At 70.5% G+C, this 13862-nt stretch carries 11 protein-coding genes; 4 read left to right on the top strand and 7 right to left on the bottom strand.

From position 1 onward, the window contains the following. The first annotated feature begins 33 nt into the window (after positions 1-33). The 3 genes from J3R08_RS20090 (at position 34) to J3R08_RS20080 (ending at position 4915) form a co-directional block, all read left to right on the top strand. Positions 34-1482, top strand: coding sequence for an RICIN domain-containing protein (locus tag J3R08_RS20090; RefSeq protein ID WP_209962437.1), 1449 nt, complete (start codon positions 34-36; stop codon positions 1480-1482). 285 nt (positions 1483-1767) lie between these two features. After that, complete coding sequence (locus J3R08_RS20085; protein ID WP_181373695.1) at positions 1768-3423, top strand: glycoside hydrolase family 43 protein; 1656 nt, start codon at positions 1768-1770, stop codon at positions 3421-3423. Between the two features lie 151 nt (positions 3424-3574). Next, entirely contained in the window at positions 3575-4915 is a 1341-nt protein-coding gene (locus tag J3R08_RS20080; RefSeq protein WP_158629871.1) for a cytochrome P450, read from the top strand. Positions 4916-4980: 65 nt separating this feature from the next. Here J3R08_RS20080 and J3R08_RS20075 read toward each other — a convergent pair whose 3' ends face one another. From J3R08_RS20075 to J3R08_RS20045, 7 genes are read right to left on the bottom strand one after another with little or no spacing between them, the layout of a single operon-like run. Next, positions 4981-6171 carry an acyltransferase gene (locus J3R08_RS20075; protein ID WP_043322976.1) on the bottom strand — a complete coding sequence of 397 codons (1191 nt, stop codon included), beginning with the start codon at positions 6169-6171 and terminating at the stop codon, positions 4981-4983. Beyond that, entirely contained in the window at positions 6168-7484 is a 1317-nt protein-coding gene (locus J3R08_RS20070) for a glycosyltransferase (protein ID WP_043322978.1), read from the bottom strand. Before J3R08_RS20070 ends, J3R08_RS20075 begins: the two co-directional genes overlap by 4 nt. 20 nt (positions 7485-7504) lie before the next feature. Next, complete coding sequence (locus tag J3R08_RS20065; RefSeq protein WP_043322980.1) at positions 7505-8425, bottom strand: diacylglycerol kinase family protein; 921 nt, start codon at positions 8423-8425, stop codon at positions 7505-7507. Then, on the bottom strand, positions 8412-9407 hold the full coding sequence (locus J3R08_RS20060; RefSeq protein WP_043322983.1) for an NAD(P)-dependent oxidoreductase: 996 nt from the start codon (positions 9405-9407) through the stop codon (positions 8412-8414). Before J3R08_RS20060 ends, J3R08_RS20065 begins: the two co-directional genes overlap by 14 nt. Next, positions 9407-10456 carry a thiamine-monophosphate kinase gene (locus J3R08_RS20055; RefSeq protein ID WP_043322986.1) on the bottom strand — a complete coding sequence of 350 codons (1050 nt, stop codon included), beginning with the start codon at positions 10454-10456 and terminating at the stop codon, positions 9407-9409. Before J3R08_RS20055 ends, J3R08_RS20060 begins: the two co-directional genes overlap by 1 nt. Before the next feature lies 1 nt (position 10457). Then, positions 10458-11444, bottom strand: a complete 987-nt coding sequence (locus J3R08_RS20050; RefSeq protein ID WP_069088339.1) for a UbiA family prenyltransferase — start codon at positions 11442-11444, stop codon at positions 10458-10460. After that, positions 11441-12625: an aminotransferase class I/II-fold pyridoxal phosphate-dependent enzyme gene (locus tag J3R08_RS20045; protein WP_208635142.1), complete on the bottom strand. Its 1185-nt coding sequence runs from the start codon at positions 12623-12625 to the stop codon at positions 11441-11443. The genes J3R08_RS20050 and J3R08_RS20045 overlap by 4 nt, the downstream gene beginning before the upstream one ends. A gap of 823 nt (positions 12626-13448) precedes the next feature. On the opposite strand from J3R08_RS20045, the gene J3R08_RS20040 reads away from it, so the two are divergent. After that, entirely contained in the window at positions 13449-13832 is a 384-nt protein-coding gene (locus J3R08_RS20040; protein ID WP_223200967.1) for a VOC family protein, read from the top strand. Positions 13833-13862: the final 30 nt, after the last annotated feature.

Genomic DNA, 13862 nt, shown 5'->3' with positions numbered 1-13862 from the left:
CGCAAACCGGCGTACCCCCTTTGGAGGTCCACGATGCTCAACCCCGCAGTGACGTCGCCGCCCGGTGCCCGACGGCCCCGGCGGGCCGGCCTGGTGCTGGCCCTGGTGGCGGCGGTGGCCGGCGCGATCGGCGTGGCGGCGGTGGCCGCGCCGCCGGCGCAGGCCGCCACCATCGACACCAGCGCCTGGTACGTGCTGGTCAACCGCAACAGCGGCAAGGTCCTCGACGTCCGGGACACCTCGACCGCCGACGGCGCGGTGATCCAGCAGTGGTCCCGCAACGACGGCGCGTGGCAGCAGTTCCAGTTCGTCTCCTCCGGCAGCGGCTACTACCGCCTGCGAGCCCGCCACAGCGGCAAGGTGATCGACCTGTGGGAGTGGAACACCGCCGACGGCGCCGAGTACCGGCAGTGGCCCGACCTCAACGGCACGAACCAGCAGTTCCGGGTCCTCGACTCGGACAGCGGCTACGTCCGCCTGATCAACAGGCACTCCAGCAAGGCCCTGGAGGTCTGGGAGCGGTCGACCGCCGACGGCGCCCGGATCAGCCAGTACACCGACCTCAACGGGTGGAACCAGCAGTGGCAACTGGTGCCGATCGGCGCTGGCAGCCCCGGCACGCCCCAGACAGGGCTGGTCGGCTGGGCCACCCAGAACGGCGGCACCACCGGCGGCGGCAACGCCGCCGTCACGACGGTGACCAGCGCGTCCGCCCTGTCCAGCGCGCTCGGGTCGTCCAGCGCCGCGGTGATCCGGGTCTCCGGCACGATCTCCTGCTCCGGCATGCTGCGGGTCCGCTCCAACAAGACGATCCTCGGCAACGCCGGCGCGACGATCTCCGGCTGCGGATTCACCGTCAGCGGCGACCGCAACGTCATCGTCCGCAACCTGAACTTCCGCAACTGGAACGATGACGCCATAAACGTCGAGCAGTCGGCCACCAACATCTGGATCGACCACAACAGCTTCACCAACGGGTACGACGGCGCTGTCGACATCAAGCGCGGCTCCGACTTCGTCACCGTGTCCTGGAACCGCGTCTACGGTCACGACAAGTCGATGCTGCTGGGCCACAGCGACGACAACGGCAGCCAGGACGTCGGGCACCTCCGGGTCACCTACCACCACAACTGGTTCGACGGCTCCAACCAGCGCCACCCGCGGGTGCGCTTCGGCAACCCGGTCCACGTCTACAACAACCTCTACAGCAACGTCGGCGGCTACGGCGTGGCGTCGACGATGAACGCCGGGGTGCTCGTGGAGGGCAACTACTTCGAGAACACCGCCGACCCCTACCACCGGGGCGAGGGCTCCTCCGGCCCCGGATCCCTGGTCGCACGCAACAACTGCTTCGTCAACTCGGGGGCCGGGCAGGCCGGCGGCAGCGTCGCCGGCATCCCGTACCCGTACACGATGGACGCCGCCTGCGACGTGAAGTCCGTCGTGACGGCGGGCGCCGGCGCCGGCCGGATCAGCGTCTGACCGCGCGCCGCCTGGCGCCACCACGTCACCGGCTGGGCCGGCCCGGGCTTTCTCGGGCCGGCCCGGCCGTCGGAAGCAGGGCCGGGCCGGGCTCTCATTGCGGGGCCGCCGAGGGGGTGACGGGATGAACTATCGGAAGAAGTTCCGGAAACAGAAAGCGCTAACAGAACACAGATGTACTGGTCGTCGACATTGTCACTAGAACGCTTCAACGGATAGTCTGTGCCGGTCGGGCGATCGAAGTTCGCCGAAACTTTCGACAAGCTACCGCTACGGAGAAGCGACATGACGACCGCAACAAAGAGCCCCGAAACAGCCGGGCCCCACGGCGGCGAGGTGCGCGGCCGTCTGATCCGAAATCCGGTTCTTCCCGGCTTCAACCCCGACCCGTCGATCTTGCGCGTCGGCACCGATTACTACATCGCGACGTCGACCTTCGAGTGGTACCCGGGTGTCCGCCTGCACCACTCGACCGACCTGGTGCACTGGCGCCCGCTCGGCGGCGTCCTCACCGAGCGGCGTCTTCTCGACCTCACCGGAGCGGGTGACTCCTGTGGCGTCTGGGCGCCCGATCTGTCCTATGTGGATGGCGAGTTCCATCTCCTCTACGCCGACGTCGCCAGCTTCGCCAGCGGGTACTGGGATCCCCAGAACTACCTGGTGACCGCGTCCGACCTGGCCGGGCCCTGGTCGGATCCGGTGGTGCTGCACGGGCGCGGGTTCGACGCGGCGTTGTTCCACGACGAGGACGGCACGACCTGGATGCTGTCGATGACCGCGGACTGGCGGCCCGGCCGCGACCGGTTCGCCGGCATTCAGATCCAGCAGTACGACCGTGAGGCCCGTCGCCTCGTCGGCGCCGAACGGGTCATCTTCCACGGCACCACGGTCGGCGTCACCGAAGGGCCGCACCTGTACCAGAAGGACGGCTGGTACTACCTGGTGACCGCGGAGGGTGGCACGTCCTGGACGCACCAGGTGACAGTGGCCCGCTCGCGTAGCCTGTTCGGGCCGTACGAGGTCGATCCGGCCGGCCCGATGCTCACCTCGCACGGTCGTCCCGAGCTGGAGCTGCAGAAGGCCGGCCACGGCAGTCTCGTGTCCACGCCGGACGGGCGTTGGTACCTGGCGCACCTGACCGCCCGGCCGTACACCCCACTCGGCCGGTGCGTGCTCGGCCGGGAGACCGCGATCCAGGCCGTGCAGTGGCCGGAGGGGGAGTGGCCGCGCATCGAGGGCGGGGTACCGGCGGTGACGGTGCCGGTGCCGGGCGAAGCCGAGCCGGCAGAGGATCCGACGGAGGACCGGGACGACTTCACCGGGCCGGTGCTCGGCCCGGAGTGGTCGACGCTGCGCCGCCCCGCCACTGCGGACTGGGTGGACCTCACGTCGCGTCCGTCGTACCTGCGGATCCAGGGCGGGCAGTCGCCGGTCGGCCGCCAGCGTCCGAGCCTGGTCGCGCGCCGTGTGACCGCGCAGCAGTGCGAGCTGACCGCGCACATGCGCTTCGAGCCGGCCAACTACCGCCAGCTCGCCGGCGTCACCGCCTACTACAACACCCGCAACTGGCACTTCGCCTACGTGACCGCCGACGACGACGGGCAGCCGGTACTCGAGGTGATGTCGTCCGACAACGGCCGGCGGGCCATGCACGACGCGTGCCGCGTCGAACTGCCGGAAGCGGGGGAGATCACGCTGCGGGTCACCTTCGACGGTCCCCGTGTCACGTTCGCCTATCAACCAGCCGGCGCGGCGCACTGGATCGGGCTGCCGGCGGAACTGGACGCCACCATCCTGTCCGACGAGTACGCGGCGACGCTCGTGGACGGTGAGCCGGAGGGCTGGGGCTTCACCGGCGCGTTCGTCGGCCTCTGGGTACAGGACCTGGGCGCCGAAGGCGGATACGCGGACTTCGACTGGGCCTCGTACCGCTCCTGGTGAGTAGTGGCCGGCCTGATCGCGGCCGGGTGTGTGCGCCGTCCCCGGCGTCCGCGCCCGGCCGCGTCGCGTTGCGCACCCGGTCGGTCGACGTCTCGGCGCGGCACGTGGAAACATGGTCGACGTACGTCGATCGATCGAACGGGGGATCATCGTGACGACGCAATTGTCAAAGGCCGCCGTCGTGCCGGGTCCGGCCGGGCATCCGCTCCTCGGCATGCTGCCGGCGCTGCGCCGCGACCTGCTGGGCACGATTCTGGACGGCTTCCACACGTATGGCGACGTGGTGGCGTACCACGTCGGACTGCCCCAGGGACCGCGCGCCGTCAGCATGGACGTGGTGAACGTGCACCACCCCGACGGCATCCACCAGGTCCTCACCACGCCGCAGGTGTTCAGCCGCCGCGCGAGCGCGTACGAGATCCTCCGCGAGTTCATCGGAGAGGGCCTGCTGACCAGCGACGGAGACCGGTGGCTGCGACAGCGGCGGACGCTGCAACCGCTGTTCACGCCGCGCCGGGTGGCCCGCTACACCGAGCTGATGACCGAGGAGGCAGCCCGCGTCGCCGACGACATGGCGCTCACCACGGGATCCGTCGTGGACCTCTACCAGGTGATGCAGCGCTACACCATGCGTGTCGTCGGCCGGGCGCTGTTCGGCGACGACATCGACGAGGTCGTGCCCCGTCTGCAGGAGCTCATGCCGATTCTGGGCGACCTCGCGCTGGCGCGCGCCCTGCAGGTGGTCAAGCTGCCGCTGAGCTGGCCGACGCCGCGGGCACGCCGGATCGGGCAGGTACGCGCGAGTCAGTACGAAATCGTCGACCGCATCATCGCCGATCGACAGGGCCGGGCGGTCGGGGAGGGTAAGGAGGATCTGCTCAGCCGGTTGTTCGCGGCCGAGGATCCGGAGACCGGGCAGGCGCTGTCCATCGAGGAGATCCGGGACCAGGTCCTGGTGTTCCTGCTCGCCGGCCACGAGACGACCTCGGCCGGGCTGGCCTTCACCATGCACCTGCTGGGCCGCCATCCCGACGTGCAGGAGCGGGTCGCGGCCGAGGCCGCCACGGGCGACGGGGAACTGGTGCGGGCCGCGGTCCTGGAAGGCATGCGGCTGTACCCGCCCGTGTACAGCATGGAGCGGATGTCCGAGACGGACGTCGTCGTCTCCGGTCACCGGATTCCCGCCAACACCAAGGTGGTACTCGCTCCCTGGGTCACGCACCGGCACCCGGAGTTCTGGCCCGACCCCGAGCGCTTCGAGCCCGACCGGTTCCTCGGCCGGCAGGAGCGGCCGCGCTATGCGTATTTCCCCTTCGGTGGCGGGCCGCGTAGCTGCATCGGGGAACACTTCGCGCTGCTGGAGATGACCGTACTGCTGAGCGCGTTGCTCGCCCGCTATCGCGTCGACACGCGCGACGAGAGGCTGGAGCTCGTACCGATGGTCACTCTGCGTCCGGCCGGCGCGGTCCGGGCCACGCTGACCGTCCGGTGAACCGGCGCCCTGGCTGATCCGACGGGGTCAGCCAGGGCGCGTCCGGCTCCGGTGAGGGTCGGTCGCTACGTGACCCGCGACCCTTCGCCCTTCGCGGCGGGCACCGCCTCGACGGCTGGTGGAGCGCCAGTCACCGCGGCGGGCCGGGGATCGGCGGCACGCCTGCGGGGCCTGGCGAACCGGCGCATCATCGGCCGTTCCACGCTGACGTGCAACAGCGACGCGAGGCCGAGCGTCACCAGGTACGCGCCGACCATGACGGCCAGCGCAGCGGCGACACCGAAGCCCTCCGGGGACATGTTGCCGGCGCCGTACAGCACCAGGATGTGGATGAGATAGAAGGCGAAGGACGTGTCGCCCAGCCAGCCGGCGACCGGCCCGCGCAGTGGCGAGCGGTGCCCCTCGACGTCGGCCCGGGCTGCGGCGGCCACCAGCAGCGCGAGCGGGACGACCATCGCCGCGACGACCGAGTAGAGCAGCGGCACGACTTCGGAGACGCCGTAGAAGGCCAGCGTGACAAGTGCGGCGGCGGGCAGGCTCAGCCGGAACCACAGGCCCTGCATGACGAGCCGGGCGATGACGATCCCGAGGAGGAAGTCCAGCATCCGGATCAGCGGAAACTGTTGCACGAACCAGAACTGCGGAAATGCCGCATCCGCATAGGTGTACGTCGGCTCGGCGGGAAGGAACGCCGTGGAGACGACGGGGGCGACGAGCATCGCGGCGACGATGCCACCGGCGATCCACCAGAGCCAGGCGGCGGAGAGCCGCCGGAACCCGGCGAGCAGCCACGGGAACGACGCATAGAAGAAGATCTCACAGCTCAGCGACCAGCTCGGCGGATTGATTCCGTTGAAGATGAACTCGTCCGGAATCCAGCTCTGCACCAGCGTGATGTTCGCCAGCGTCGGCCACAGCGGCGCGCCGCCCCGGATCAGGACCATGAGAACGACGACCACGGCGCACACGACCAGATGGTTCGGCAGGATCCGGGCGGCCCGGCGGCGCCAGAACTGGCGCTTCGGCTCGTGCTCCGGAGCCGACCAGGTCAGGACGAAGCCGCTGAGGATGAAGAAGAAGCCGAGGGCGGCAGAGCCGGTCCGGCTGAGGACGGCGAACCACCAGTCGTCGATCCGGTCGTCGGCGAAGAAGCCGAACAACGTCGTGTGGGAGAAGAAGACCGTCACGGCCGCGATCCCCCGCAACCCGTTGAGCGTCGGCAACTGCCGGGCCATGCGGCCCGCCTGCTGTGTCATCGGCGGCCACCCTCCGTGGTGTCGGACAACTCCTGTCGGCGTACCGGCCGGCGCGTCCGGAACGCCTGCTCCGCGATGCCGGCCGCGCGCCGTACGCCGTCCAACTCCGCGATCCTGCGCTTGTAGTGCTGGGCCTTCGCCCGGTAGGCGGGGTCGCCGCTCACCCTGTCGACGGCCGCACGAAGCCGCCCCGGAGTCACCTTGTGCACCGGGATGAACTCGCCCGCGCCGAGGTACTTGAGCCGGGCCGCCACGCCCGGCTGGTCGTTGCCCACGGGTAGCGCGACCATCGGCACGCCGTGGGCGAGGGACTCCAGCGTGGTGTTGATTCCGGCGTGCGTGATGACGAGGGACGCCCGCGCCAGCAGGTCGAGCTGTGGTGCGTACCGCACCACGATCGGGTTGCCGGCCAGGTCGGCCGGCGGCTCGACATCCGTGCTGCCGAGGGAGACGACCAGTTGCGCGTCGAGTCCGGAGCACGCCTGGGCGATCGCCCGGAATATGTGCGGGAGGCGGTTCTGGAGGGTGCCCATCGACGCGTAGATCAACGGGCGACCGTCGAGCTTTTCCCACGGGAAGGACACCGGCTCGGTGCTGTCCTCGTCATGGAACGGCCCGGTGTAGTGGAACGTGTCCGGCAACCGGGTGCGCGGGAAGTCGAAGAACGGCGGCTGCTGGGTGATCTGGGCGAGGTCCGAGCCGTCGTTGACTCCCTTGACCGGCGGCAGGCCCCATGCGGCGCGACGTTCGTTGATCCGTTGCACCACCGGCCGGATGACCCAGGCGATCACCTGGTCGCCCAGCATGTTGCGCACGCGCGCGAGCAGTGAGGGATGGTACGGCCACGCCGTCATGAACGGCGGTACACCCGGCTCGGTGTTCAGCGCCAGCGCGTTGCAGACGTTCACGACCGGAAGGTCGAGGTGTTCCGCGACGGAGTTGCCCGCGCCGTAGACCTGGTCCACCAGCAGCGCGTCAATGCCGTGCCGCTGCACCAGCCCCGGTAGGTCCCGCAGGAGGACCTCGACCTCCCGTACGTAACCGCGGACGATGAAACGGATCGCGGCCAGACCGGTCAGCCGGCCCTGTTCCTCGGAGAAGCGGGCCAGTGTGCCGACCGGAAACTCGCGCTCGCCGATCGGTGCGAAGGCGAACCCGGCCGTGAACGACCTCGTCCCGGCGTCCGGCAGGGAGACCAGGGTGACCCGGTGGCCGCGTCGGAGCAGTTCCCTGCCGAGCGTCGCCATCGGGCTGAGCTGACCGGTGTAGTCGGGGACCACCAGTCCGATGTGGAACGTGTTCGGGGCAGGCATGTCTCGCTCCCTCGCTGGGCTCATACCACAGTCGTCAGACGCGACTGATGTATCGAAAACTCGGCCGGGGTACGTCCGACGATCTCGCCGTCCACCTCCACCGGCAGCGGGCTGTCCGCGTCGACACGCACGGTGCGCACCTCCTGCCGGTGGATCGCCGGGTGTCCCGCGGCGGCGCCGCGGAACACCCGCCACATCAGCCCGGCCACGCCGGCCCGGCCCACACCGGCCACCCGCACCGCGTCCAGGTAACCCGCCCGCGGCGGCTCGGCGCGGCCGAAGGTCAGCCCGCCGGCGAAGTACGGCACCTTGAGCACGGCCAGATTGGTGATGATCTGGTGCGACGGTTCGCCGTCGAGTTCCAGCCGCACCGCGACGGGCCGCCAGCGGGCGAGCGTCCGGATGCTGGACGCCGTCTCGGCGAGTTGGAGGTTGAGCCGCTTGAGGACCCGGTTGGCCGGTGTCTTCTCGGTGAACCGCTGGCCGATCACGCTGATCAGCCCGACCGTGCAGCTGACGAGGAAGTACCTGTGGCCCCGGGTGCCGTCGGGCCGGGTGAAGGTCACCTCGCCGACATCGGTCTCCCGGTCGCGGGCGCGGTCGAGCAGACCGCCGAGGTCGGCGACCGGCCGCAGGCCGCGGGCGAAGTCGTTGCAGGTGCCGGCCGGCACGTACGCCAGCCGCACCTTCTCCCCGCCCGCCACCAGCACCCCGTTGGCGACCTCGGACAGTGTGCCGTCACCACCGACCGCCACCACCGTGCCGTACCCGTCCTCCACCGCCTGTCGCCCGAGCGCGATGCCGTGCCCGGGGTGGCGGGTGAACCAGCAGTCCGCCTCGGGTAGCTCGGTGGCGATCCGCTGCTCGATCGTGCGCCCGCGCTGGACCCCGGAAGCGGGGTTGACGATGCAGACGGCCGGGCCGCGCTCACCGGCCGCCATGTGCCTGCTCCTTCGTCAGGTCCGCCAGGGAGTGGCTCAGCGCCTCCGCGAAGCCGACCCGTGGTGAATAGCCGATCGACCGGATCCGGCCGACGTCGTACCGCATTCCTCCGGCGACGGACCGGACCGCGTAACGGGTGAGCAACGGCCGGCCCGACCCGGTGCCGATGCCGGCGAGCCCGGCCAGTTCGGACAGCGCGCCCACGGCCAGCGCCGCGCCGAACGGGACCGACGAGGTCGGTGGCCTTGCCCCGATCCGCTCGGCCACCGCGGCGAACAGCCGCCCCAGGGTCAGGCCGTACGAGTCGCCGACGATGAACCGCCCACCCGCGCACCCGGGTGCGGTGCCGGCCAGCACGATCGCGTCGGCCAGGTTCGCGCTGTACGTCAACTCGATCGGGGGCGCGCCGCGGTCGAACTGGACGAGCTTGCCGTCTCGCAGTCCGCGCACGAGCTCGGGCAGGAAATTGCGGTCACCGGGTCCGAAGACCCAGGCGGGGTACACCACAGTGACGTCCAGGCCGTTCCCGTGGTACGACCACGCCACGTCTTCCCCGGCAGCTTTCGACAGCGGGTACGGGTATCGCGGCACCCGCCGCGGTGACGCCTCGTCGATGACCTTCGCGGCGTCGAAACCGAAGACGTCGACGGTGCTCAGGTAGACGAACCGGGAGACGCCGCAGCGTCGCGCCTCGTCCAGCACCGCCCGGGTGCCGTCCCGGTTCACCTGCCAGATGCGAGGGCCGGGCCGCCAGTCGGTCAGATCGGCGGCCGCGTGCACCACGAGGTCGACGCCCGCGCAGGAGCCACGCAGCGACTCCGGATCGGTCAGGTCACCGAGGTGCGCCGCGTACGTCGCGTGGTCCGGTGCGGGCGTCCGCACCAGCCCTCGTACCGACCAGCCGTTCTCCGCGAGCGCGGCCGCGACCGCGCGGCCGACGCAGCCGGTGACACCCGTCACCAGCGCGACACGGGACCCCATCACGAGCCGTCCGTCAGCAGTGCACGCAGGTCGGCGAGCAACGACCCGGCCGGGTCGAGCGCCCGCATGCGCGGCAGCAGGTTGCGCAGGTCCCGGCGCTGGCCTGACTCGTCGATCAGCAGCAGTTCCGGGCCGGCGACGAACTGTCCCACGTGCGCGGGCTGGAGGCCGCGCTCCGACATCGCCCGGGAGCATCGCTCCGCGTCGGCCGGATCGATCGCGTACAGCAGCTCGAATTCGCCCCACTCCGCGGCAGCCGAGCACCACCGGGGCAGGCGGGCCGCCTCCGCGACGGCGGAGGCGATCGGCGCGTACACCTCGTCGTGCAGCACCACCTCGACCCCCAGGCCATTGAGCTCGGCCAGGCTGACCGCCGCGCTCAACAGGCCGTCGCTGGTGTCGATGCACGCCCGGGCGTACCGGCGCAGTGGATCGCCCGCGGCCACCCGCGCCTCAGGCAGCCACGGATCGCCCGCCGCCGTGCCGCCCAGCGCCAGGGTGCGGAATCCGACCGCGTTGCCGGCTCCGACCGGACCGGTCACGTAGAGCGCGTCACCGGGGCGGGCGCCGAGCCGGCTCAGGACGGAACCGCGGCGCAGCGTACCCAGGGCACACGAGGTGAAGCTCTCCTCGTTGGCCCAGTTCGTGTCACCGCCAACGACGTGGCAGCCGTAGCGTTCGGCGGCCTCGGACGCGCCGCGCCCGAACTCGCGGGCGTCCTCGAGAGTCCATCTGTCCCGGCGCAGCGAGCAGGAGACGAGCACGGCGACCGGGTCGGCGGCCACCGCGGCGAGGTCACTCACGCTGACGGTGGTGGTCAACCACCCCTTCGCGTACGGCGTGGTGGCGGTGGCCAGCTCGGCGCCGTCGTTCAACGTGTCGACGGTCAGTGCCAGGAGCCCGCCGGCGCCCAGATCGAGGAGTTCGGCGTCGGCCTCGAAGGCGTTGTTGAGCTGCCGGGGCGACCGGACCATGCACTCGCGTATCGCGGTGATCAGGCTGCCCTCGGCCGCGTTCAGGGACAGCCGGTTCCAGGCGGTGGAGGTCATGTCATGCCTGCCGGGAAGACTGGGTCGCGCGCAACGTCAGCTCCAGATAGGCCATCATCGGAACGGCGACGACGAGGAAGAGCGTCGGCCGGTGCAGCGCGCCGAGCGACAGGAAGAACAGCGTGGTCGCCCTGATGAACCAGACCAGCGCCTCGTACGCGCGGGTCTCCGGCGCCCTGATGAGCGTCACGAGACTCTGCGTGAACCCGAGCCCGGACGCGACGAGCAGCGCCCAGAAGACGACCTCGGCATAGGCGCCCGCGCGATCGGCGCCCGCCACGGCCGCCGCGCCCGCGGCCACCACCGCCACGACCGGGAACACCACGGCGATCCGGCTGGAGGCCCTGGTCCCGATGGCCACCGGCAGCGTCCGGTAGCCCGCGACCCGGTCGCCTTCGATGTCCTTGAAGTACCCCACGAGGCAGAAGCCACTGAACGCGACCGCGACGAGCGCTGTCTGGAACCAGGTCACCGCCGGGATGTCGAGCCATCCCGCGTCGGGTCGGACGGCCACGGCGCCGAGCACCGTGAACAGCGCCATGTCGACGCCGTTGACGAGGTTGCCCAGCATGGGGATGCGCTTGGTCCAGGAGTAGACCAGGTGACCGCCGATCGCGATGACGCTCCACAGGGCCAGCGTCGGTGCGACCACGACAGCCACCAGCATCAGCGCGGTGGACAGCGCGAGCGTCAGCCCCAGCCCGACGTGGGGGTTTATCAGCCCGGTGACGAAGGGGCGGTCCGGCGCGTTGACGGCGTCGGCCTTGCGGTCGAACCAGTCGTTCATCACCACGCCGACGCCGTATCCGAGGGTGCAGAACAGCAGCCCGATCACGATGCTCGCGGCGCTGGCCCCGACCGGCGGCGCCGTCATGCCGACCAGACCGGCCGACAGCGAGAAGGGCACGAAGTGGAGCCGCCACATCCGCGCCCAGGCCACCAGCAGGTCCCGGGTGCTGACTGCGGGTTCGAGCCGGCTGACGGTCATCGGTCCTCCAGGTGCATCAGGTCGCGGACTTCGGCGAACGCGGCGACGACGCGCTTGAGCTGCTCCGACGTGTGCGTGGTGGCGAAGCTCGCCCGCAGCCGGGGCGAGGCGGCCGGGGGGACCACGGCGTTGACGTACACGCCGCGGTCCAGCAGGCTGCGCCACGCGAGCAGGGTCTGCTGGACGCCGTCGAGCCGCACCGACACGATCGGCGTCTCACTCGGTATCGGGTCGTAACCCAGGGCGGTGAGCTCGCGACGCACGTACGAGGCGTTCTCGACCGCCTGCCGGCACAGCCACGGTTCCGCCCGCAGGATGCGCAACGCGGCGTAGGCGGCGGCCAGGTTCGCCGGCGGCGCGGATGCGCTGAAGATGAGGCTGCGCGCGTGGTGGCGGAGGTACTCGATGACATCCTCCGGACCGAGCACCGCGCCGCCGATCGACGCCAGCGACTTGCTGAAGGTGACCGTGACGAGGTCGACCTGATCGGTGACGCCGAAATGGGCGCTGGTGCCCCGGCCGTCGGCCAGCACGCCGATGCCGTGCGCGTCGTCGACGAGCAGGCGGGCGCCGTACTGCCGGCACAGCCGGACCACCTCGTTCAGCGGGCACAGATCGCCGGCCATCGAGTAGACGCCGTCGACCACGACCAGCCGGCCGGCGTCCGAGGGGCCGGCCGCCAGCTGCCGCTCCAGGTCGGCCATGTCGTTGTGGGCGAACCGGCGGGTCTTCGCACGGCTCATGCCGCAGCCGTCGTAGGCCGAGGCGTGCGCCTCGCGGTCGAGGATGACCTCGTCGTGACGAGACAGCAGCGACGCGATGACTCCGACGTTCGCCTGGTAGCCGGTCGGGAACACCAGAGCGGCCGGCATGCCGAGGAACTCGGCCAGCTCGTGCTCCAGCTCCTCGTGCAGAGGTGTGTTGCCGTTGAGCAGCCGAGAGCCCGTACGCGACGACCCGTACGCCTCGATCGCCGCCTGCGCCGCTGCTTTCACCTGGGGGTGGGAGGTGAGTCCGAGGTAGTTGTTCGAGCCGCACATCAGGATGTCGCCGTCCCCGGTCTGCGCGACGGTCGCGTCCTGCCCCTCGAAAGGAGTGAAGTACGGGTAGAGCCTGGCCGCGCGAGCCTCCCTGCTCTCGGTGTACGACCGGCAGCGGCCGAAGATGTCCACTGTCACCACGTTCGCGTAACCCCTCTCGTCTGGTACCCCGTGTGCATCAGGTCATCGGGCGGACCTGCTGCCCCAGCTGTCGGCGAACTCGCTCCGGACGGCGGCGCACCGCCGACCGGTTCCGGCCGGCACGGAACCGCTGTGCGGAGGGAGGTGGGCGATCGGACGCGGACGGCGTACGGAGGCTCTGCGGGTGGGTGCCCGCCGAGGCGGGCCCGGGCTCTCGCCGCAGGGTGGCCGGGCCTGCCCGGCGGCCTGGCGCAACGGCGCGCCGACACGCCGGTGGCGGGTTCGCCCGGGTGAACGACGGCCGCCGGCCGCGGTTCGGCCATTCCGAATGCGAGCGGGTGATCCGGGCGCCGCGGCCTGCACTTCGATCCGGGGCCGGCGATATCTGCCGGCATCAGGCCATCAGGCTTGCGAAGGCTCTCGGAAGCCAGGAGCAGAACCAGAAGACGCGCTTCTACAGCAGCGCGATGAAAACGGTATTTCGATGGCAACGCATAGACCGGTACCTCCCCCGTTCCGCTGTCGACATTCATCAGCGGCGAATCGCTAAGCGATCTCTCTGGGGCAGGATGCTACGCCGGATCCGCAGCGCGAGTCCACCCCGCTTCGGGCGTCGGTTCCTCCCGGGCGCGGGGTCCACGCCGGCTTCCGGTGCGGTGCGCAGGGCGGTGATCGAGGGCTTGAACAGGGGTCATCCGGCCGGTTCGACAAGATCAACGAATAGTCGTCGATGAATAACCCGCATCTTCGTTCCGGCTGCCCGGCTTTGACCGGTCGCGCATCGGGCAGGCGAATCGGCGGGGGAATGTGGATAATGATCGTCGTGGCGCATCGCAGCAGACTCTCGACGATCCTGATCGACGTGCCGGGCGGTGAGGCGCCCGCAGCCGCCGCCTTCTGGTCGACGGCACTCGGCGTTCCGGCACGTACAGTCCCCGACGAGCCGCAGTTCACCTCTCTGCACGGCGCGTTGCCCGGCCTGGTGCTCGCGATCCAGTCCGTGGACGAGCCGGCTCGATATCACGTCGACATCGAGACCGACGACGTCGAGGCCGAAGCACGCCGGCTGATCGCCCTCGGCGCTGTCGAGGTCGGCCGCTGGCTGGAGTGCATCACCTTACGGGCTCCGGGCGGTCATCTCGTGTGTGTCATCCCGTGCCACAGCGATCCGAAGACCTTCGAGTCCCTCTCCCAGGCGTGGGAATAGGCGCGCGGCCACGCAGGCGTCCGCATGGCC

The organism is Micromonospora sp. HB375 (assembly GCF_017872985.1).
Lineage (GTDB): Bacteria > Actinomycetota > Actinomycetes > Mycobacteriales > Micromonosporaceae > Micromonospora > Micromonospora chalcea.
Note: the sequence above shows the minus strand (reverse complement) of the source record. Positions and strands in the feature narration are given on the sequence as shown.